This window comes from Variovorax sp. RCC_210, assembly GCF_041355175.1.
Lineage (GTDB): Bacteria > Pseudomonadota > Gammaproteobacteria > Burkholderiales > Burkholderiaceae_C > Variovorax.
The window spans coordinates 1-20,036 of sequence record NZ_JBFUPJ010000014.1; the positions used below are offsets into that span (position 1 = coordinate 1).

Genomic DNA, 20,036 nt, shown 5'->3' on the forward strand with positions numbered 1-20,036 from the left:
TCGTACTACGTGGGCCAGATGAAGAGCGCGAAGGAAGGCACCGACGCGCGCAAGTGGGGCGACGGCATCAAGGTCGTGCGCCCGACCTTCGCCAAGAGCGGCGGCACGCACGTGAACATCAGCGGCGCGTCGGTGGCCAAAAACGCGCCGCAGCGCGCCAACGCGGTCAAGCTGCTCGAGTTTTTGGTGTCGGAGCCGGCGCAGTCGCTGTACGCGCAGGCCAACTTCGAATACCCGGTGCGCAAGGGCGTGGCACTGGACCCGATCATCGGCCAGGCCATCGGCGAGCTGAAGGTCGACCCGCTGCCGCTCACCGACATCGCCAAGTACCGCAAGCAGGCCAGCGCGCTGGTCGACAAGGTCGGCTTCGACCAGTGACCACGCGGGCCGGGCACGCCTCGCCGGCGACTGAACGCTGGTTCGTCACGGCAAAGGAAGGAACCGCAGGGTGAACCCCAAGCCCAACCCTGGCCCCAAACGCAGGCGCGCGCACCTGCGTCGGTGGTTTCGCTCGCGCATGGAAACCGCGATGGGCGTGCTCGCCGTCGTGGCCGTCGCTGCATGGCTCGTCTACTGGTTCAGCGAAGGCTGAACGCGTCACGAAGATGCCGTGCGCTTCGGTCGCTCCGTGAGCAGGTTGCGTGCGTCGTCAATCCGAAGGGGCGGCTGCCGCTGGCGCGTCGAGGCAATGCATGTCGCTCGTCGCGCTGCCCGCGAAGCGCCATGCCGCGGCGCCGTCGTTGACCGCCACCAGCTGCGCCTTCAGCAGCCAGGGGTTCGCAAGGTGCGCGGTGTTCGGGCCCACGATCCAGGTGGTGCGCGGCACGCAGAGCGTGGCGGCGAGCCGGGTGCGTTGCAGCAGCGTGGCCGCCGCGCGCGCGGGCTCGAAGCGGCCGGCGTCCGACATCTCCTTGCGCCAGTTGTCGCGCGGGTCGCGTGCCGCGGCCTGCCAGTCGTCGGATACCAGCACCGGCTCGCGCAGGTTCCAGTAGAACGGAATCTCGTAGTAGTAGCTGTCGAGCATCAGCACGCGTTCGCCCGGCGCCACGGCCTGGCCCGGCGGCAGGCGCAAGCGCGTTCCCGGCGGCTGTTGATAGGCCGCGACGGCGAACACGCACGCCACGCAGACCGCGGCGGAACCCATGGCGGTCGCTCGCACCTTCAGCCCGAGCGCGCGGGCTGCGCACACGCGCCGGGCGATCAGGTAGGCCAACGGCGGCAGCGCGGGCAGCACGTAACCCACCAGCTTGGAGCGCGGCAGCGAGAAGAACACCACGACGACCACGAGCCAGATGACCATGAGCCAGTCGACGTCGCGAAGCAGACGCCGGTGACGCAGCGCATCGGCCTCTGCTTCGCTGCCTTCCGTGCTTTCCTTGCTTGCTGCGCGTGCAGCGCTTTTGCCCTGAGGCACCAGCACCCAGGCGAACCACGGCAGCGTGAGCCCCGCGATCACCGGCAGGTAGAACCAGAAGCCGTGCTCGTTGTTGAAGCCCGACGACGCGAAGCGGCGAAAGTGCTGCGTGACGACGAAGTAGTCGAAGAACTCCGGGTACTTCATCTGCATCGCGACGAACCACGGGCCGGCCACCGCCAGCAGCACGGCCCAGCCGGGCAGCCACAGCGCGAGCTTCAGCGCCGCGGGCCTGCGCGTGGCGGCGCACCACGCAACGATCACCATGGCAGGCAGCACCAGGCCGATCAGGCCCTTGGCCAACAACCCGGCCGCGGCGAACAGCCATGCGCCCGCGAGCAGGGCGCGCCACGGTTCCCCGCGCTCCCTGGCCAGCACCGCGCCGGCGCCCAGCAGCACGGTGCACGAGATGCAGCCGGCCACCAGCATGTCGAGGTTGGCGAACTGCGCGCCGATGAAGAAGAAGGGCGTGGTCACCAGCACCAAGGCCGACAGCAACGCCACGCGCTCGTTCGACCAGCGGCGCAGGAACAGGTAGAGCGCCACGGCGGCCGCGCTCGCACCCAGCACCGAGGGCAATCGCGCGGCCCATTCGACCGGCCCCGTCACCGACATCGCGGCCGCGCCGATCCAGTAGAAGAGCGGCGGCTTGTGGAAGAAGGGCAGCCCGTCGAGCCGCGGCACCAGCCAGTCGCCGGAGTGCAGCATGGCCAGCGCGACGCCGCCGTAGCGGCCTTCGTCGGGCGACATCAACGGGCGTGCCCAGGCCGTGGCCAGCAGCCATGCGAGCAGCGCCGCTAAGAGCCAGGTGGGGTTGGGGGCGTTCCAACGCGATTGCCTCGCGGCGAGCGGTGGAATCATGAAGGCCTCCACGGCGAGCGAGCCGCTCGCTGGAGGGCGTCGCCGCGTGCTGTTCGCGCTGCGAAAAGATGAAAGCCCCAGCGCCCGAGGGCGAGCGCACCCGCGATCACCGCGCCGAGCAGCAGCCCCGCGAGGATGTCGAGCGGAAAATGAACGCCCACGTACACGCGCGCCCATCCCGTGACGGCAGCCACCGCCAGCAGCAGAAGGCCCGGCCGGCGCAGGCCGGGGCGCAGCAGGAAGGCGATGGCCACCATGAACATCACCGTGGCGTGCGTGCTCGGCAGCGAGCCGCGCCCCCCGTGCGCGATGTAGGCAGGCGCCAGCCCCAGCACGAAGGGACGAGGCACGTCGAGCTGCATCGCGATGGCATGCGACAGCAGCGAGGCCAGGCCCGCCGCGGCTGCAACGACGCACAGGTAGGCGCGGTCGGGGCGGTGCCGCCACAGCGCCACCACGAGAACGATCGCGCTGAGCCACGCGCCCCATAGCGCGAAGGCCGACGCCACTGAAAGCACCCACGGCGTGGGCTGGGTGCCTGCCGCGAGCCACTGGAACAGCGCGAGGTTCGGCGCGTTCATGACGCCGCCCCGGGCAGGCCTCGGAGAAACGTGGGCGCAGGGCGGCCCGGGGCGCGCGTTACGCACCCGAAAAAATTGAACATGGTCAGGACCTTTCGACGAAGACGAACGGCCGCGCCGCGGACTGTCATGCGACGTCGCGCGACGGGGCGATACGACGCGCGAGGCGTCGTCTGCTTCAGGCGAAAAAGGGTGGGGCGGCGGTCGGCGGCAGCCGTTGCCAGGGCGCGGTCGGGCAAGGGCCCGGCGGTGGCGCGCCGCCGAGCGGCGGCACGCTCTCGGGAGCCTCGCGCACGATGGGTGCCGACAGGCGCGCGAGCGCGATGGCGAGCGGCAGCATCGCGAGCACCAGCGCCATGAAGGCGCCCAGCGCGTCAGCGAAGAAATCGGGATGGTCCAGGCTCGCCGGCAGCTGCGAGAAAACCGTGGTTTCGTGGTCCGACGGATGGTCGGCGCGGTCGTCGGCCTCGTACTGCACCGCGTCGCCGACCACGTGAAGGCGCAGCATCGGTTCGTCCTCGAGGCCGTCGCAACGGAAGTGGACCGCGATGAACGGCATGACCAACAGCAACGCCACGCCGGCCAGGCACACGCGCGCTCGGCAGGACAGGACGAAGCGTTGGATGCGCGCCGGATTCATGCGCCGATCGTAGGAGCCGATAGTGAACACAAGCTGATTCGGCCGTTCAGCTTCGGGAAAGGAATGTGCACCGGCGTTGCATGCGAGCGAGGCGCCCACGCCCATTGAACCGTCGAGCGGACCGGCTGCGGCGGAAGGGCTCGTGCGTTGGCAATCAGCCTTGGCGCCGCGCGACCATCGCCCTACAATGAGAATTGTTCGCAACAAGCGACGCGACCGCATTGCAAGCCCCATGTCCGCTACAGACGCCTCCATCCGCCTCGTGAACACGCTCTACAGCGAGCATCATCCCTGGCTGCTGAACATGCTGCGCCGCAAGCTGGGCAACCTGGACAACGCGGCCGACCTGGCGCATGACACCTTCGCGCGCATCCTCTCGTCCAACGAAGCAGGCCCGCTGCGCGAGCCGCGCGCCTATCTCACGACGGTGGCGAGCCGCATCGCCGCGCAGTACTTCCGCCGGCTCGCGCTGGAGCGCAGCTATCTCGACGCCATCGCGCACCTGCCCGAGGCCAGCACGCCGTCGCCGGAAACCCGCCTGCTGGTGCTCGAGGCGCTGGCGTCGGTGAGCCGCGTGCTCGACGGGCTCAAGCCGGCGGTGCGCGAGATCTTCCTGATGGCGCAGCTCGACGGGCTGAGCTATGCGCAGATTGCGCAGCAACTGGGCGTGACGCTCAACGTGGTGCAGAAGGCGATGGGCAAGGCCTACCGCCACTGCTACGACGCCGTGTATGGCGATTGAGTCCGGCGCGCGGTTCGGCCAGCCGCTGTTCAAGCCGGCCGCCGACGCGCCACGCACCATCGACTCGGCCATCGACTCGGCCATCGTCGACGAGGCGGTCGCATGGCTGGTGAAGATCCAGTCCGGCGGCGCGTCGTCCGCCGACAGCGCGGCCTGCGACGCCTGGCGCCGATCGCACCCTGACCACGAGCGCGCATGGCTGCGGCTGTGCGGCCTTGGCCGTGACCTGCGCGAAGGCACCGGCGCCCTCCAGCCGCAGCTGGCGCGGTCGGCGCTTCGCGGGGCCGAGCGCGCGCAGCGGCGCTGGGTGCTCAAGTCCGTCGCGGGCGTCGCGGTCACCGGATTTGGCGCATGGGGCGCGTGGGGAGCCTGGACGCTGCGGCACGACATCGCCGCGCTCGGCGCCGACCACCGCACCGGCGCGGGCGAGCGTCGCAGCGTCGTCCTTGCCGACGGCACCCAGGTCGTGATGAACACCCGCAGCGCCATCGACGTGCGCTTCGACGCCGCGGCGCGCACCCTGCGCCTGGTGGGCGGCGAGATCATGGTGACCACAGGCAAGGACCCGGAGCGGCGCCCCTTCATCGTGCTGGGCCGCGACGGCCGGCTGGTGCCGGTCGGCACCCGCTTCTTGGTGCGCGAGTTCGAGGGCGGCGCGCAGCACGCTGCCTTCAGCGAGCTGGCGGTGCTCGAAGGCGCGGTCGACGTGAGCGCCGGCGTGCAATCGCAGGCGACGCGCGTGGCGGCGGGAAGCCGCGTGCGGTTCGACGCGCTCGGTGTCGGCCTGCCGGGCCGCGCCGACGAGCGCGCCGCCGCCTGGACCGACGGCATGCTGGTCGTCGAGCGCATGCCGCTGGCCGAGTTCCTGGGCGAGCTGGGCCGCTACCGCGCTGGCGTGCTGCGTTGCGACCCCGGCGTGGCCGGCCTGCTCGTGAGCGGCGCCTTTCCGCTCGCCGACACCGATGCCGTGCTGGCCATGCTGGAAGAAACGCTGCCCGTGCGGCTGCGCTCCGTGAGCCGGTATTGGGTGAGCGTGGCCGGTCGCTGAAGGGCGCTCCTGAATCTTTCAGCCCGAAGCTGAAAGTTTTCGGCAGGTCTTCGAAAGATATCCGGCAGATATCCGGCAGCTTTTGGAATCTCGTGCATCAACGGATGGAGGTGTCGCGAAAACAAGCGCGACGCGATCTTCCTTCCACCCGATCACAGAGAGTTTTTCACATGGCATTCATCGCACGGCGCGGACCACGCACACGACGTCTACGGCCCTCTTCGCTGGCGCTCGTCGCGCGCGCCGGCTGCCTGGCCGCGGCCCTGGGCGCAGGCACGGCACCGGCTTGGGCGCAGAGCGCGCCACCCGTCGGCGCGAGCCGGCCCTACGCCATCGAAGCGGGCACGCTGGACAGCGTGCTGGGCCGTTTCGGCCGCGAGGCCAACGTGATGATCGCCATCGACCCGACCCTCACGCAGGGGCTCGGCAGTCCGGGCCTGCGCGGCAGCTTCACCGTGCCGGAGGCGCTCGAACGGCTGCTCGCGGACAGCGGCCTCGAAGCCGTCGCGGGGGGCAACGGCGGCTTTCGCTTGCGCAAGGCCCAGGGGGCGGCGGGCGCGCCAGGCCCGCGCACGCCGACCCCTGTGGCCGACACCGCCGCCGGCGCGACCCTGGCACCGGTCACCGTCAGCGCGCAGCGCGAAAAGCTCTACGACGTGCAGGACGTCAACGCCGGCGCGCTCGGCGTGCGCTCCCTGCAAGACCTGCCGTTCGCCGTCGGCTCCTACACCGTCGACACCATCGAGACGCAGCGCGCCCGCACCGCGCTCGACGTGCTGCGCAACGACCCGTCGGTCACGCCCACCTCGGGCTTCTCGTCCTTCGACGGCGTGGCCGTGCGCGGCTTCTCGGCCAACTCGTTCAACAACGTGCGCCGCGACGGCCTGCTGGCCAACATCTACAGCGACGTGCCACTGGAGAACAAGGAACGCGTCGACGTGCTCAAGGGCCTGTCGGGCTTTCTGTACGGCGTGGGCGAGCCCAGCGGCATCGTCAACTACGTATTGAAGCGGCCCACGCGCGAGCGCTTCGCCAGCGTGACCGCCGAGGTGCGCAGCTACGGCGGGCGCTATGCCGCCATCGACGCGGGCGGCCCGCTGGACGCCGAAGGCACCGTCGGCTACCGCTTCAACGCGGCCACCGAGAAGGTCGGCGACTTCACCCATTTCGGCGACCTGAAGCGAGACTTTCTGAGCGGTGCGCTGGACGTGAAGCTCGGCCGCGACACGCTGCTCCAGCTCGACTTCGACTGGCAGAAGAAGTCGCTGGCCGCCAGCGGCATGATCGGCCCGCGCAGCGACGCCACCGTGGTGCCCGCGTCCAGCTTCGACCCGCGCACCCTGGTCGGGCAGCCATGGGGCCAGTACAAGACCGACGCATGGAACATCGGCGCGCGGCTCGACCACGCCATCAACAGCCAGTGGAACCTCACCGCGCAACTGGGCTTCAGCCGCACCCAGCGCAACGCGTTGTTCTTCAACGCCTCGCAGGTGGCCGCGAACGGCGACGTGCTCAAGGGCAACACGCGCTACGAGGGCGAGCCCTATCCCACCGCGGCGGGCCAGGTGTTCGCCACCGGGCGCTTCAAGACAGGGTCGATCGACCACGAGGCCGTGGTCGGCTATTCGTACTCGCGGCTCGAGTCGCCCGACGGCGACTACCTGCGCTTTGCGCAACTCATCGGCAACGTCTACCGGCCGTTTCCCTACGCGTCGCCGTACCTGCCCGACAACACGCACCTGCCCGCCAGTTCCGCGCGGCAGAGCAGCGTGTTCGCGAGCGACACCATCAGCTTCGCGCCGCAGTGGCAACTGTTGGTGGGCGCGCGCCACATCGCCTACAGCAGCGACATCGGCAGCAAGTACGACGGCACGCCCAGCTACGCCACGCGCGTCACCGTGCCCACGCTGAGCGTCATGTACAAGCCGGCCGAGCGCACCACCGTCTATGCCACCTACGGCGAAGGCTTCGAGCAGGGCGCCTACGCGCCGAGCTACGCCGACAACGCGCTGCAGAAGCTCGGCCCCATCAAGAGCCGGCAATACGAAATCGGCGTGAAGAGCCGCGTGCTCGACGGCCTCATGGTCACCGCCGCCGCCTTCGACATGGACAAGCCGCTGCAGGCCGTGACGCCGGCCGACAACATCTTTCGCCAGCAGGGCCGCCAGCGCCACCGCGGCGTGGAGTTCACCGCCAACGGCGAGATCACGCCGCAGCTCAGCGGCATCGCCGGCGTGTCGTGGCTCGACGCCGAGCAGCGCGACACCGGCGACGCGGCGCTCGAAGGGCGCCGCCCCAGCAACGTGGCGCGTTTCCAGGCCAACGTGTTCCTGGACTACCGCCTGAGCGCCGTGCCGGGGCTGTCGTTCAACACCGGCGTGTACCACGTGGGCAACCGCCCGCTGGACCGCGCCAACACCATGATCGTGCCCAGCTTCACGCGCTGGGACCTCGGCGCCGCCTATGTCACGAGGCTGATGGGCAAGGCCTCGGTGATCCGCCTGTCGATCGAGAACGTCGCCAACCGGCGCTACTGGAGCTCGGTCAACTACGGCGGCGTGACGCAGGGCAACCCGCGCATCGTGCGCCTGGCGACGACGGTCAATTTTTGAAAGCGGACGCCATGAACAAGCTCCATGCCTCGGTTCGCGCGGTGGTCGTGTTTTCGGCGTTGGCGGGCGGCGCACTCGCGCAGGCGCACGGCGTATGGGTCGCGCAGCGCGCGAGCGAACTGGCGCTGGTGCTCGGCGAGGGCGCGCTCGACGAGAGCTACGCGCCGCGGCAGGTGCGCGAGGTCAAGGCCTTCACCGCGCGGGGCGCGCCGACGGGCGTCGTGCAGCAGCCGCGCACGCGCAATGTCGTCGTCGAGCCCGACGCCGACGCGGCCGTGCTGTCGATGGCAGTGGAAGACGGCTTCTGGTCGCAGGGCGCCGACGGCAAGTGGGTGAGCGGCTCGCGCGTGCAGGTGCCCGGCGCGAAGAAGGCGGGCCACTACATGAAGTACGGCACCACCCTGCTCAAGCCGGTGCACATGCCCTTCGCGCCGCTGGGCATGGACCTGGAGATCGTGCCGCTGGCCGACCCCATGGCGCTGCGCCGCGGCCAGCCGCTGGCCATTCGCGTGCTCTCGAACGGCAAGCCGGTGGCGGGTGCGGCCGTCATCGGCGACTTCGTCGGCAATGTGTCGGGGCCACGGGTCAAGACCGACCGCACGGGGCGCGCCACCGTGGTGCTGGGCAGCAGCGGCCTGAACGTGATCGCGGTGTCGCTCACGCGGCCGCGGGCCGACAGGACCGAAGCCGACGAAGACGGGCTGGAGGCGACGCTGGCGTTCGCGTTGCCGAAGACAGGCGATTGAGCGCGCCCGAGCCGGCACTTGTTTATTCGATCGCCTTGCGGATGTCCATTGAAAAACGCCATCGTGTAAGGCGAGGCGAAGATGTTCTCGCTGGGAATACGCGTTTGCACCTGCACGATAGAGCGTGCGACCGACATGAGCGCCCCCGCAAGGCGCGACAATTCGGCAGCGCGACAAAGGCCGGATGCAGGGGGCGTCGACGCGTCGCAAAGATGAATCAGAGGACGACATGAGAGATCAGGACAAGCAGGCGCTCGAGGCGCTGTTCGCGCACGCGCAGCGGCGCAGGCGGCAGCAGCAATCCGAGGCCGACCGGGCGCGCCAGGAGCTCGCCGAATTTCGCCAGCGGTTCGAGGAGCACGTCGATGCGGTCGTGCTCCCGACCTTCCTGGAGTTCAAGGGCTTTCTCGCGGGCAAGGGCATGGCGAGCTTCATCGAGCGCGAGCATGCGCACGACAGCGGCGACGCGCTCCCGGCGGGCCAGGACATTCAGGGCACCCAGGGCGCCCAGGCCGCTCAGGCCAACCCGCGGTGCCGGTTCTGCATCGGCTCGGAAGGCCATGCGTACACCTACGACGGCTACATCCAGGTCGAGGCGGACCTCGGCCGTCGCCAGGCGGTGCTGACACGCAAGTCCAAGGAAGAAACGCAGCCGGTGGAGGCGGCGCAGGGCGAGGGCGTGTTCGCCTATGTGTCTGCCAGCAAGCTGCACGAAGAACTGCGGGCGCTGCTCACGGCGATTCTCTGACCCGGCGCGAAGGGCCGTGGTGAAAGGGGCGCAAGGGGCCGGCGCCAGCCTTTGAAGGCCGGGCGCCGCTCGGCTCTTGCGCTACTTGAACCCGAGCGCGCGCGGCATCCAGGTGCTCAGCGCCGGCACGAAGGTCAGTATCAGCAGCACGACGCCGTGCGCCCACAGGAACGGCACCAGCTCCTTCACCAGCGCCGACATCGGCACCTTCGACACGTTGCAGGTCACGAACAGCAGCCCGCCCACGGGCGGCGTGATCATGCCCAGCGTGAGGTTGAAGATGACGATCATCGCGAAGTGCACCGGGTCCACGCCCAGCTTCATGGCCACCGGCGCGAGGATGGGCGCGAGCACCATCACGCCCGGCAGCGGCTCGATGAAGATGCCGAACAGCAGCAGGAACACGTTGACGATGATCAGGAACATCCACGGCGACAGGTTCATGCTCACCAGCCACTCGGCCATCTGCTGGGGAATGCCCTCGATGGTGAGCACCCACGCGAACGACGCCGACAGGCCGATGATGATCAGCACCGAGGCCGACAGCAGCGCCGAGCGCGAAAGAATGTCGGGCAGCGCCTTCCACTCCAGCGTGCGGTACACGAACTTGCCGCACACCAGCGCATAGAACACCGCCACCACCGACGCTTCTGTCGGGGTGAACCAGCCCGCGCGCATGCCGCCCAGGATGACCACCGGCAGCAATATCGCGGGAATCGCCTTCCACGTGGTAATGAGGATGTCGCGCAGCGGCGGCGTGCGGCCTTCGCCCTTGTAGTTGCGCTTCTTCGACACGTAGAAGTTCACGATGCACATCGCCACCGCAATCAGGATGCCCGGCAGGATGCCGGCCACGAACAGCTGGCCGACGGACACCGTCTCGTCCTGCAGCGCATAGATGATCATGATGATCGACGGCGGAATGATCGGCCCCACGATGGCCGTCGACGCGGTGAGCGCCGCCGCGTACGAGCGGTCGTAGCCGGCCTTGTCCATCATCTTGATGAGCATCGACCCCGGCCCCGCCGCGTCGGCCAGCGCCGAGCCCGAGATGCCCGAGAAGAAGGTCAGCGACACCACGTTGGTGTAGCCCAGCCCGCCGCGCCGGTGGCCCACGAACTGGCCCGCGAAGCGCAGCAGCACCTCGGTGAGCGAGCCGCCGCTCATCAGCTCGGCGGCCAGGATGAAGAAGGGCACCGCCATCAGCGGAAAGCTGTCGATGCCGGTGAAGGTTTCCTTCAGCAGCACCATCAGCGGGTAGTTCTCCGCGAGGATCAGCGTGGCGGCGGTCGACAGGCCCAGCGCGAAGGCCACGGGCACGCCGATGGCCAGGAACACGCAGGCGGAAACGATCAGAACAATGCTGGCGTCCATGGTCGGCTCCTTACAGCGACGCCGACGCGTTGGCGTCGAAGTGGTCGTCGGAGGCGAACTCGCGCCGCAGCACGTAGCCGCGCACCACCAGCGCCCAGTGCACGATCAGCAGCACGCCGCCGATGAGCATGGCGCTGTAGATGTAGGCGAACGGAATCTGCGTGACGGCCGTCAGCTGGAACATGGTGCGCTGCATGTACAGCCACCCGTACCACACCATGAAGCCGAAGAAGGCGAACAGCAGCGCGGCGACAAAGGCGCGCACCGCGACGGCGCCCGCGTGCGGCAGGGCGTCCTGCAGGTTTTCCACGGCGATGTGGCCGCCGTAGCGCAGCACCGGCCCGGCGCCCAGGAAGGTGAGCCAGATCATCATGTGGCGCGACACCTCTTCGGCCCATTCGAGCGACTGGCTCGTGGTGTAGCGCAGCACGACGTTGGTGAAGATGATGACCGACATGGCGGCCAGCAGAAGAATCAGCGCCCAGCGGTTGGCGGCGAGAAAGTAGCGCTCGAAGGCTTGCACGGTAAGAGTCTCGGGGTTCGGTCGGGGGAGGCGGGCGAAAAAGCGAAGCGCCCGGCGCACAGAGGCGTGCCGGGCGCGGGGTCAAGCGGTGCGTGTAGCCGTATGGCCGTGATGCCGTGAACTTGGCTTACTTGACGTCCGTGATCTTCTTGATGTTGTCCGCGCCGAACTCCTTCGCGTAGCTCACGTAGGCGGGCTTCAGCGCGTCGCGGAAGGCGGCGCCGTCGACCGTGCGCGTGACCTTCATGCCGTCTTTCTCGAGCTGCGCGATGCCGTTGTTCTCGTCGTCGTTCACCTTCTTGCGCTGGGCGATGGCGGCCTTCTTCGCGGCCTCGGTGAACACCTTCTTGTCGGCGTCCGACAGCTTGTTCCACACCTTGGGCGACAGCAGCAGCAGTGCGGGCGAATACACGTGGCCGGTGAGCGAGAGGTGCTTTTGCACCTGAGAGAACTTCGACGCCAGGATCACCGGAATCGGGTTCTCCTGGCCGTCGACCGTGCCTTGCTGCAGCGCGCCGAACAGCTCGGGGAAGGCCATGGGCGTCGGCAGGATGCCGAAGGTGCGGTAGCCGTCCATGTGCACCTTGTTCTCCATGGTGCGCATCTTCAGGCCGGCCGCGTCGGTCGGCTTGACGATGTCGCGCTTGCTGTTCGTCATGTGGCGAAAGCCGTTTTCGGTCCAGGCCAGCGCGATGATCCCCTTGCTCGGGAACTTGGTCAGGATGTCCTGCCCGATCGGGCCGTCCATCACCTTGCGCGCATGGTCGTAGTCGCGGAACAGGAACGGAATGTCCACGATCTTGACCTCGGGCACGAAGTTGCCCACCGGGCCGGTCGAGGTGTTCACCAGGTCCTGCGTGCCCAGCTGGATGGCCTCGATCTGCTCGCGCTCGCCGCCCAGCGCCGAGTTGGCGAAGTGCTGGCACTTGAAGCGGCCTTGCGTGCCCTTCTCGATCTCGTCGCAGAACACCGTGGAGCCCACGCCGTAGTGCGACTCCTTGGAGGTCGCGTAGCCGATCTTCAGGACGGTCGGGGCCTGGGCGAAGGCGGAAGCGCCGAGCGTGGCGCCCAGGGCGAGCGAAAGGCAGGCGGCGGCGGTGTGGCCGAGTTTCATGGTGTCTCCGGGTTTTGGTCAGGTGCGCGTCAGGCGCACCGGACTATGCAACACCCGGGAGCTTTACCGCGTCGGGATTTTCACGGACGTACTCACGAATGACCGCCTCGAAACTCTCGTCGGCCGCCAGTCCCAGCGCCCGCGCCCGCGCGGTTTCGAAGTGGCCGGGCCAGGTCTTCACGATGCGCTGGATGGCCGCGTCGGGCGTGCGGTCGAGCAGTGCCGTGGCCGCCTTGCCGGCCACGCGCTCCAGCGCCGCGGCCATGTCACCGACCGTGGTCGCTAGCGACGGCAGGTTCAGCGCCGTGCGCGGGCCCCATTCGGCGTCGCTCGCCGAGGCCGCGCGCACAAGGCCCTCGACGGTGCGCGCGGGTGACGCAATGGCGACAGGCGTGGCGTCGGGCACCGGGCACGCGGCGGGCAAGCCGGCCAGGGGCTCGCGAATCATCCCGCTGAAAAATCCCGACGCGGCGCCGTTCGGCTTGCCCGGGCGCACGCTCACCGTCATGAGGCGCACGCTGCGCCCGCGCACGAACCCCTTGCGCGTGAAGTCGGCCACCAGCTGTTCGCCGATGAATTTCTGGATGCCGTAGCTGGTCTGCGGCGTAGGCAGCGTATGGTCTTCGATGATCTGGGGCAGCGGCTGCTCGGGCGAGTCGCCGAACACCGCCAGCGAGCTGGAAAACACCAGCACGGGCCTGGTGCCGAGCGCGCGAACCTTCTCGAGCAAGGCATGCGTGGCCGCGAAGTTGCTGCGCATGCCCAGGTCGAAATCGGCCTCGCATTCGCCGCTGACCGCGGCGGCCAGGTGGAAGATGGCGTGGGCCTCGCGCCAGACGGTGTCGTCCGCAACACCTCCATTAGCGCCATCACCGCCGAGCTGTGCGTTCAGGTCGCCGGTGATGGCGTCGACGCGCGGGTCGGCCGCGAGGTCGGCGGGCGGCGGCGCGCGGTCCACCAGCGCGATGCGCCGGATGGTTTGCGCCGGCGCGCCCGCGAGCGAGAGCCGGCCTTGCGCGAGCAGGGTGCGGGCGAGGCGCGCGCCCAGGAAGCCGGCGCCGCCGGTGATGACGATGTGCATGGGTCTTGTCTCCTTTTGTCTCCCAAGAATAGCTTCGGGGCTGGGTTCTGGCGCCATTCGGGGTGCGATCGCCGCCCCGGAACAAAAACGCGAAGCACAACAACAGAGCCAAAAACGAAAAAGCCCTCCGAAGAGGGCTTCAAGAAACCAGGGGGACTTACATCCCCACGTAGTTAGGTCCACCGCCACCTTCAGGCGTTACCCACACGATGTTCTGCGTCGGGTCCTTGATGTCGCAGGTCTTGCAGTGCACGCAGTTCTGCGCGTTGATCTGCAGGCGCTCCTTGCCGTCTTCGGTGCCCACGAATTCGTAGACGCCCGCCGGGCAGTAGCGGCTCTCGGGCCCCGCGAACTTGGCCAGGTTGACGTTGACCGGCACCGTCGGGTCCTTCAACGTCAGGTGGGCCGGCTGCTGCTCTTCGTGGTTGGTGTTGCTGATGAACACGCTGGAGAGCCGGTCGAAGGTGAGCTTGCCGTCCGGCTTCGGATAGACGATGGGCTTGCACTCCGACGCTGGCTTCAGGTACAGGTGGTCGGCCTTGGTGCGGCGCAGCGTCCAGGGAATGTTGCCCTTCAGCAGCCATTGCTCGATGCCGTTCATCAGCGTCGCGATGCCCAGGCCCTTCTTGAACCATGCCTTGAAGTTGCGCGCCTTCTTCAGCTCGGCATGCAGCCAGCTCTTCTCGAAGGCTTCAGGGTAGGCGGTGAGCTCGTCGTGCTGGCGACCGGCCTGCACCGCGTCGAACGCGGCCTCGGCGCACAGCATGCCCGTCTTGATGGCCGCGTGGCTGCCCTTGATGCGGCTCACGTTCAGGTAGCCAGCCTCGCAGCCCACCAGCGCACCGCCCGGGAACACCGTCTTGGGCAGCGACTGCAGGCCGCCCGCGGTGATGGCGCGCGCGCCGTAGCCGATGCGCTTGGCCGGCTTGATGCCCTTGGCCTCGTCGCCTTCCAGGTACCAGCGGATGTTGGGGTGCAGCTTCCAGCGCTGCATTTCCTCGAAGGGACTCAGGTACGGGTTGCTGTAGTCCAGCCCCGTGATGAAGCCCATGGTGACCTTGTTGTCCTCCATGTGATACAGGAACGCGCCGCCGTAGGTGTCGCTCTTCATCGGCCAGCCGGCCGTGTGCAGCACGAAGCCGGGCACGTGGCGCTTGGGGTCGATTTCCCACACTTCCTTCACACCCAGGCCGTAGGTCTGCGGGTCTCTGCCTTCGTCGAGCTTGTACTTCGCGATGAGCTGGCGGCCCAGGTGGCCGCGCGCGCCTTCGGCGAACACCGTGTACTTGCCCAGCAGCTCCATGCCGAGCTGGAAGTTCTCGGTCGGCTCGCCGTCCTTGCCCACGCCCATGTTGCCCGTGGCCACGCCGCGCACCGAACCGTTCTCGTTGTAGAGCACCTCGGCCGCCGGAAAGCCCGGGAAGATTTCCACGCCCAGGTTCTCGGCCTGCTGCGCCAGCCACTTGGTGAACGCACCCAGGCTGATGATGTAGTTGCCGTGGTTCTGGAAGCATGCCGGCAGGAAGGCGTTGGGCGTGCGCAGGCTGCCCTTCTCGCCCAGGAACACCATGGCGTCGTCGGTCACCGGCTGGTTCAGCGGCGCGCCCAGTTCCTTCCAGTCGGGCAGCAGTTCGTTGAGCGCGCGCGGGTCCATGATGGCGCCCGACAGGATGTGCGCGCCGGGCTCCGAGCCCTTCTCGAGCACCACCACCGAGATTTCTTTGTCCTGCTGTGCGGCGAGCTGCTTCAGCCTGATCGCGGTCGAGAGGCCGGCCGGGCCACCGCCGACCACGACCACGTCGTATTCCATGGCTTCCCGAGGGCCGAACTGGGCAAGGATTTCGTCGTGCGTCATGTGGGTTGGGTCGATAATGATTTTTCGAGGCGCGGGGTCATGCATCGCGGATTGCGGGGCATTTTATGCGGCGTCCGTGGGCGGCCCCTGTCGTCCATGGGCGCGCCTTCAGCGTCACCTGCGCGACTCCACAGGATTCAAGTTCATGGCCTACAGCATCGATCTTTCCGGCCGCGTGGCCCTCGTCACCGGCGCCTCCAGCGGGCTCGGGGCCCAGTTCGCGAAAACGCTGGCACGCGCCGGTGCCGCCGTGGTGCTGGCCAGCCGCCGCGTCGACAAGCTCAAGGAGCTGCGCGCGCGCATCGAGGGCGAGGGCCACGACGCCCACGTGGTCGAGCTCGACGTGACCGACTTCGGCAGCATCAAGGCGGCCGTGGCGCGCGCCGAGACCGAGGTCGGCCCCATCGACGTGCTGGTCAACAACTCGGGCGTGAGCACCACGCAGCGCCTGGAAGACGTGACGCCCGACGACTACGACTACATCTTCGACACCAACGTGAAGGGCTCGTTCTTCGTCGCGCAAGAGGTGGGCAAGCGCATGCTGGCGCGTGCCAAGGGCAGGGCGCCGGGCACCTACATCGGCGGGCGCATCATCAACATCGCCTCGGCGGCGGCGCTGAAGGTCATGCCGCAGATCGGCACCTACTGCATGAGCAAGGCCGCCGTGGTGCAGATGACCAAAGCCATGGCGCTCGAGTGGGGCCGCTTCGGCATCAACGTGAACGCGCTGTGCCCGGGCTACATCACCACCGAGCTCAACGAGGAGCACTGGGGCACCGAAGGCGGCGCCAAGCTGGTGAGCATGCTGCCGCGCAAGCGCGTGGGCAAGCCCGAAGACCTCGACGGCCTCATCGTGCTGCTGGCCAGCGGCCAGAGCCATTTCGTGAACGGCGCCGTCATCGCGGCCGACGACGGATTCGCGCTCTGAGCCCGAGGGCGTGGATCGGCGTCGCGGCCGGCCTGGCCGCGGGCGCGCTGTGGGGGCTGGTGTTCGTGGTGCCGCGCATGGTCGGCCACTTCGGCATGGTCGACATCACCGCCGCGCGCTTCCTGGTGTTCGGCGCCATCTCGGGCATTGCCGTGTTCGCGCGGCCGGCCGCCGTGCGCTGGCCCACGGGGCGGCAGGCTTTGGCGGCGCTCGGCCTCAGCGTGCTGGGCTTCAGCGGCTACTACCTGTTGCTGGCCTTCGGCATCCAGGCCGCGGGCACCGAGGTGCCCAGCCTCATCATCGGCACCATTCCCGTCTGGATGATGCTGCTGGGCCGCCCCGCGGGCCTGCGGCTGCGCACGCTGCTGCCGGGGCTGCTGCTCACGGGCGCGGGCATCGCGCTGATGATCTGGGGCGCGTGGTCCGCGCAGCACGGCACGGGGCAGGGCGGGGCTCGCTTCGGCTGGGGCATTGCGCTGGCGCTGGCCGCCATGGCCAGCTGGACGGTGTACGGCCTGCTCAACGCCTCCTGGCTGCAGCGCCACGCCGAACTCAACGCGACCGACTGGGCCAACTGGCTCGGCGTGGCGACCGGCTTGGGCGCGTTGCTGCTGTGGCTGGTGGCGGGCAGCGACCTGGCCACGCTGCGCGCCCGGCCCGACGGCATGCTGTTCGTGTGGGTCGCGCTGGCCAGCGGCTTCGGCTCGTCGTGGCTGGCGACCATTCTCTGGAACGTCGCGAGCCAGCGGCTGTCGGCCAGCCTGTGCGGGCAACTGATCGTCAGCGAGACGCTGTTCGCGCTCGTCTATTCCTTCGTCTGGGACGGCCGCTGGCCGCAGGCCACCGAGTGGGTGGCGGCGCTGCTGTTCGTGCTGGGCATCCTCGCATCCATCAAGGCGCACCGATGAGAATCGAAATTCCCGAAAAGAAGAAGCTCGTGTACGAAACGTCCATTCCCATCCGCTGGGGCGATATGGACGCCATGGGCCACCTGAACAACGGCACCTACTTTCGCTACCTGGAAACCGCGCGCATCGACTGGATGCGCTCCATCGGCTTCGAGCCCGAGCCCGGCGGCGAGGGCATGGTCATCGTCAACGCCTTCTGCAACTTCTACCGGCAGATCGAGTACCCGGGCAACGTGCTGCTGAAGATGTACGTGAGCGACCCGGGCCGCACCACCTTCGAGACCTGGGGAACCATGGCGCGCGAAGAGGCGCCCGACGTCATCAGCGCGGCCGGTGGCGCGACCACCATCTGGGTCGACTTTCCGAAGCAGAAGGCGCTGGCGCTGCCCGACTGGCTGCGCACGCTGGTGAGCGAGTAGGGCGGGGGCCGATGCAACGCAAGATCCTCTTGCTCGCGACATTCGTGGCACTGGCAACCCTTCCGACAACACGCTTGTGCAAGAGTGGTCGATCCGCGACTTCGCGGGCAAGGACGAGGCGGGTGTCAACTTTCGCTCGAAGCTCATCGAGCTGGCGGACATCGACGGCGACGGCCTGGTCGACCCGGTGCTCGTGTACCGCTTCTTCAACCAGAAGGACGCCGAGCACATCGACGACGACGACTTCGTGGGCCGCATCAAGCTGGTGACCTTCCACAAGGGCAACAAGGCCACCATCCACGCGGTCACCGGCCACTTCGACGGCGAGCGCAAGACCACGGCCAACAGCAACTACTTCGCGTTGCCGAAGCCGGTGCAGCAGCACCTGGTGAAGAAGATGGCGGCGATGGACGCGGCCGGGCAGTTCGGGTTCGACAACTCATACGGGTACGAGCCGCGGAAGGAACGCGCGGGGCGCTGAGGGTGAGGCCGCAGTGCCGTGCCCTGTCAATGTGTCGTTTATGGCACTCCAAAATTGCACACGTTGGCTTGGATGTCTTGCGATGTCGGCACAGCACCGTGGTGAGTACGTCTGCGCTAATTCAGACGGGACTGGACGTTTGGCCTTAGCAGTCGTCGCCGAAGCGCAGTACTTCGCACAGAGCGTTTCAAAAAATGTGCATTTGTATTTCCCTGAAATTACATTTTTGCGTCACACCTGATGAAGTGTGAGTTGATGTGGAGACACATCTCCTCAATTGTTTCCTGGCAATAATTTACCGCCGCGCCTTCGATTGTTGGTGATCAAATCTGTGGCCGGGAGTTTTTCCCGGAATAAAAAGGGAGCAAAAAATGAAAAACCTCAGTACTACTAACGATGTAGGTGCATCGCTTCGGGACTCGATTTCTTCGATTGTCATGAAGGGGTATGCAGTAACTAAAATTCCGAAGTCTGCGCAGACAGCTATCTGGACTGCGCTTGATGGCATAGATGCAGTGTCATCCGAGTTGAAAAGAAGTTTCTCCTTTCCAAATGAGACAGACGGATTTCTGCCTATGGGTGGTGAGCATGCGAAATACACCACCAATCTGGATTTGTGCGATCGATTTTGCTACTGGTATAAAAACAGGCATGTCCACCGGGGTCACGAATTTACAAATGAGAATTTGTATACGGCCATCGTGGCATGCGAAAAAGAAATGCATGCGATGGCACAGCAACTGATTTCGGGCATATGGAATTTTTTCAACGGGGCCGATGAAGTAAGGGTTCGCGAGAATTCATACCTGCAGGTGTGCGTCTATGCAAATAAGTACCGGGAAGACGAGCGAAACTATTTGCAGGATTGCCATGAAGACGGGCATCTGATTACATTGATTAAGCCGACCCGCGATGGACTCGTCATTTTTCCTGCCGGCCCAAAAAATCCTGAGGTTTCTGTGTTTCTCCGAGATGATGAATTGCTCGCAATCACAGGGTCTCTTCTGACGGCGATCTCAGAGGAAAAAATTCCTCCGATGTACCATGCTGTGAGAAATCCATTTGTACGCATGATGAGAAAGTCAATTGTTTATTTTGCGATTCCAGATCTTTCTCAATCGTACACAACGTTTTTCTCGCGAAATGAAATCGATATTTCAAAATTGGCTGATGAGAGTCATCGGGCATTCGGAAACTCGACGCTGATCTGATGTGCCTTTTTATAAAGGCGACGAATTGTGTGTCGTCGTCTCGAAACAAAAAAGGGACTGACGTGAACGGCTCATTTCTGGAGGGGCTCCTGCTCGGCGCAGGGCTCTTGATCGCCATCGGGCCTAAAGACGCCTTCGTCATCAGAAGCAGCATCCGCGGATCCAGCGTCCTCATGCTCGTCGCCATCTGTGCGCTTTCAGATGCGCTGTTGATCGCCGTGGGTGTCGCCGGCCTTGGCGTGCTGGTCGCTTCCAGCCGTTGGGCGATGGTGTCGGCGATGGTTTTCAGCATCGGCTACCTCATCTACTTCGGCCTGCAGGCGCTCGCGGCAGCCTTCAGGCCGGTGACCGCGTTCGATGGCGCCGCAGCGTCCGGCGACACCGTGCAGGGCGCGGGGGCAGGCGCCAGCGTGGTCAGGATGGCGCTTTTCCACTCACTGCTGACGCCTTACGCCTGGCTCGACACGGTGCTTGTGATCGGCGCGGTCAGCGCCACCAAGGCAGGCGAAGCCAAGCTTGCGTTTGCTGCCGGCGCAATGTCTGCGTCCTTCATCTGGTTTGTTTTCCTGACGGTGGGCTCCCGCCTGGCCGCGTCGCTGCTTCGCGCGCGGCGTGCATGGCAGCTGCTCGATCTGGCCGTCGCCTTGTCGATGATGGTGCTGGCGGCGAAGCTCCTGTCCGACTATCCGTGGCAGACGGTGTAGCGGCGGTGGCCGCAGACCGTGCTGTGCAGAAGGTACCGGCCCGAAG

20 protein-coding genes and 1 pseudogene are annotated in these 20,036 nt (G+C 66.9%); 13 read left to right on the forward strand and 8 right to left on the reverse strand.

The genetic code is table 11. The features are described 5' to 3' along the window. Both AB6807_RS29685 and AB6807_RS29690 read left to right on the forward strand, forming a co-directional pair. A pseudogene (locus AB6807_RS29685) lies at positions 1 to 378 on the forward strand (iron ABC transporter substrate-binding protein); the annotation flags it as partial. 70 nt (positions 379 to 448) lie between these two features. Next, a complete protein-coding gene (locus AB6807_RS29690) occupies positions 449 to 592 on the forward strand; it encodes a hypothetical protein (protein WP_371087368.1) in 144 nt (47 codons plus the stop codon). Between the two features lie 57 nt (positions 593 to 649). Here AB6807_RS29690 and AB6807_RS29695 read toward each other — a convergent pair whose 3' ends face one another. From AB6807_RS29695 to AB6807_RS29705, 3 genes are all read right to left on the reverse strand, one after another. Beyond that, positions 650 to 2,275: an ArnT family glycosyltransferase gene (locus tag AB6807_RS29695; protein WP_371087369.1), complete on the reverse strand. Its 1,626-nt coding sequence runs from the start codon at positions 2,273 to 2,275 to the stop codon at positions 650 to 652. Further along, on the reverse strand, positions 2,272 to 2,856 hold the full coding sequence (locus AB6807_RS29700; RefSeq protein WP_371087370.1) for a phosphatase PAP2 family protein: 585 nt from the start codon (positions 2,854 to 2,856) through the stop codon (positions 2,272 to 2,274). The genes AB6807_RS29695 and AB6807_RS29700 overlap by 4 nt, the downstream gene beginning before the upstream one ends. A 178-nt stretch (positions 2,857 to 3,034) precedes the next feature. Next, a complete protein-coding gene (locus tag AB6807_RS29705; protein ID WP_371087371.1) occupies positions 3,035 to 3,595 on the reverse strand; it encodes a hypothetical protein in 561 nt (186 codons plus the stop codon). A 133-nt stretch (positions 3,596 to 3,728) separates the two neighbouring features. On the opposite strand from AB6807_RS29705, the gene AB6807_RS29710 reads away from it, so the two are divergent. From AB6807_RS29710 to AB6807_RS29730, 5 genes are all read left to right on the forward strand, one after another. Next, a complete protein-coding gene (locus tag AB6807_RS29710; protein ID WP_371087372.1) occupies positions 3,729 to 4,238 on the forward strand; it encodes a sigma-70 family RNA polymerase sigma factor in 510 nt (169 codons plus the stop codon). After that, positions 4,228 to 5,286, forward strand: coding sequence for a FecR domain-containing protein (locus tag AB6807_RS29715; RefSeq protein ID WP_371087373.1), 1,059 nt, complete (start codon positions 4,228 to 4,230; stop codon positions 5,284 to 5,286). The genes AB6807_RS29710 and AB6807_RS29715 overlap by 11 nt, the downstream gene beginning before the upstream one ends. Before the next feature lie 170 nt (positions 5,287 to 5,456). Continuing rightward, the gene (locus tag AB6807_RS29720; protein ID WP_371087374.1) at positions 5,457 to 7,898 is read left to right on the forward strand and encodes a TonB-dependent siderophore receptor; all 2,442 of its coding nucleotides are present in this window, start codon (positions 5,457 to 5,459) and stop codon (positions 7,896 to 7,898) included. 11 nt (positions 7,899 to 7,909) lie between these two features. Next, entirely contained in the window at positions 7,910 to 8,644 is a 735-nt protein-coding gene (locus AB6807_RS29725; protein WP_371087375.1) for a DUF4198 domain-containing protein, read from the forward strand. Positions 8,645 to 8,873: 229 nt separating this feature from the next. Then, positions 8,874 to 9,392 carry a hypothetical protein gene (locus tag AB6807_RS29730; protein WP_371087376.1) on the forward strand — a complete coding sequence of 173 codons (519 nt, stop codon included), beginning with the start codon at positions 8,874 to 8,876 and terminating at the stop codon, positions 9,390 to 9,392. A gap of 81 nt (positions 9,393 to 9,473) precedes the next feature. Here AB6807_RS29730 and AB6807_RS29735 read toward each other — a convergent pair whose 3' ends face one another. The 5 genes from AB6807_RS29735 to AB6807_RS29755 form a co-directional block, all read right to left on the reverse strand. Then, positions 9,474 to 10,766, reverse strand: coding sequence for a TRAP transporter large permease (locus AB6807_RS29735; protein WP_371087377.1), 1,293 nt, complete (start codon positions 10,764 to 10,766; stop codon positions 9,474 to 9,476). 10 nt (positions 10,767 to 10,776) lie between these two features. After that, a complete protein-coding gene (locus AB6807_RS29740; protein ID WP_286516709.1) occupies positions 10,777 to 11,289 on the reverse strand; it encodes a TRAP transporter small permease in 513 nt (170 codons plus the stop codon). Positions 11,290 to 11,416: 127 nt separating this feature from the next. Continuing rightward, positions 11,417 to 12,403 carry a TRAP transporter substrate-binding protein gene (locus AB6807_RS29745; protein ID WP_116912099.1) on the reverse strand — a complete coding sequence of 329 codons (987 nt, stop codon included), beginning with the start codon at positions 12,401 to 12,403 and terminating at the stop codon, positions 11,417 to 11,419. Positions 12,404 to 12,446: 43 nt separating this feature from the next. Continuing rightward, on the reverse strand, positions 12,447 to 13,484 hold the full coding sequence (denD, locus tag AB6807_RS29750) for a D-erythronate dehydrogenase (RefSeq protein ID WP_371087378.1): 1,038 nt from the start codon (positions 13,482 to 13,484) through the stop codon (positions 12,447 to 12,449). A 157-nt stretch (positions 13,485 to 13,641) separates the two neighbouring features. Continuing rightward, positions 13,642 to 15,339 carry an electron transfer flavoprotein-ubiquinone oxidoreductase gene (locus AB6807_RS29755; RefSeq protein ID WP_371087379.1) on the reverse strand — a complete coding sequence of 566 codons (1,698 nt, stop codon included), beginning with the start codon at positions 15,337 to 15,339 and terminating at the stop codon, positions 13,642 to 13,644. Between the two features lie 145 nt (positions 15,340 to 15,484). On the opposite strand from AB6807_RS29755, the gene AB6807_RS29760 reads away from it, so the two are divergent. The 6 genes from AB6807_RS29760 (at position 15,485) to AB6807_RS29785 (ending at position 19,990) form a co-directional block, all read left to right on the forward strand. Next, positions 15,485 to 16,267, forward strand: coding sequence for an SDR family oxidoreductase (locus AB6807_RS29760; RefSeq protein WP_286516703.1), 783 nt, complete (start codon positions 15,485 to 15,487; stop codon positions 16,265 to 16,267). 14 nt (positions 16,268 to 16,281) lie between these two features. After that, entirely contained in the window at positions 16,282 to 17,175 is an 894-nt protein-coding gene (locus tag AB6807_RS29765) for a DMT family transporter (protein ID WP_371087554.1), read from the forward strand. Then, entirely contained in the window at positions 17,172 to 17,594 is a 423-nt protein-coding gene (locus AB6807_RS29770) for an acyl-CoA thioesterase (RefSeq protein WP_116912095.1), read from the forward strand. Before AB6807_RS29765 ends, AB6807_RS29770 begins: the two co-directional genes overlap by 4 nt. A gap of 76 nt (positions 17,595 to 17,670) precedes the next feature. Beyond that, positions 17,671 to 18,075: a hypothetical protein gene (locus AB6807_RS29775; protein WP_371087380.1), complete on the forward strand. Its 405-nt coding sequence runs from the start codon at positions 17,671 to 17,673 to the stop codon at positions 18,073 to 18,075. Positions 18,076 to 18,446: 371 nt separating this feature from the next. After that, positions 18,447 to 19,286 (forward strand): 2OG-Fe(II) oxygenase, encoded by an 840-nt coding sequence (locus AB6807_RS29780; RefSeq protein ID WP_371087381.1) that lies wholly within the window; start codon positions 18,447 to 18,449, stop codon positions 19,284 to 19,286. Positions 19,287 to 19,348: 62 nt separating this feature from the next. Continuing rightward, entirely contained in the window at positions 19,349 to 19,990 is a 642-nt protein-coding gene (locus AB6807_RS29785) for a LysE/ArgO family amino acid transporter (RefSeq protein WP_371087382.1), read from the forward strand. Positions 19,991 to 20,036: the final 46 nt, after the last annotated feature.

Excerpts from the sequence above, each read along its gene's own strand:
- AB6807_RS29695 (WP_371087369.1), bottom strand. The coding sequence starts at position 2,275 with ATGATTCCACCGCTCGCCGCGAGGCAATCGCGTTGGAACGCCCCCAAC.
- AB6807_RS29700 (WP_371087370.1), bottom strand. The coding sequence starts at position 2,856 with ATGAACGCGCCGAACCTCGCGCTGTTCCAGTGGCTCGCGGCAGGCACC.
- AB6807_RS29710 (WP_371087372.1), top strand. The coding sequence starts at position 3,729 with ATGTCCGCTACAGACGCCTCCATCCGCCTCGTGAACACGCTCTACAGC.
- AB6807_RS29715 (WP_371087373.1), top strand. The coding sequence starts at position 4,228 with ATGGCGATTGAGTCCGGCGCGCGGTTCGGCCAGCCGCTGTTCAAGCCG.
- AB6807_RS29720 (WP_371087374.1), top strand. The coding sequence starts at position 5,457 with ATGGCATTCATCGCACGGCGCGGACCACGCACACGACGTCTACGGCCC.
- AB6807_RS29725 (WP_371087375.1), top strand. The coding sequence starts at position 7,910 with ATGAACAAGCTCCATGCCTCGGTTCGCGCGGTGGTCGTGTTTTCGGCG.
- AB6807_RS29730 (WP_371087376.1), top strand. The coding sequence starts at position 8,874 with ATGAGAGATCAGGACAAGCAGGCGCTCGAGGCGCTGTTCGCGCACGCG.
- AB6807_RS29735 (WP_371087377.1), bottom strand. The coding sequence starts at position 10,766 with ATGGACGCCAGCATTGTTCTGATCGTTTCCGCCTGCGTGTTCCTGGCC.
- AB6807_RS29745 (WP_116912099.1), bottom strand. The coding sequence starts at position 12,403 with ATGAAACTCGGCCACACCGCCGCCGCCTGCCTTTCGCTCGCCCTGGGC.
- denD (WP_371087378.1), bottom strand. The coding sequence starts at position 13,484 with ATGCACATCGTCATCACCGGCGGCGCCGGCTTCCTGGGCGCGCGCCTC.
- AB6807_RS29755 (WP_371087379.1), bottom strand. The coding sequence starts at position 15,339 with ATGACGCACGACGAAATCCTTGCCCAGTTCGGCCCTCGGGAAGCCATG.
- AB6807_RS29760 (WP_286516703.1), top strand. The coding sequence starts at position 15,485 with ATGGCCTACAGCATCGATCTTTCCGGCCGCGTGGCCCTCGTCACCGGC.
- AB6807_RS29770 (WP_116912095.1), top strand. The coding sequence starts at position 17,172 with ATGAGAATCGAAATTCCCGAAAAGAAGAAGCTCGTGTACGAAACGTCC.
- AB6807_RS29780 (WP_371087381.1), top strand. The coding sequence starts at position 18,447 with ATGAAAAACCTCAGTACTACTAACGATGTAGGTGCATCGCTTCGGGAC.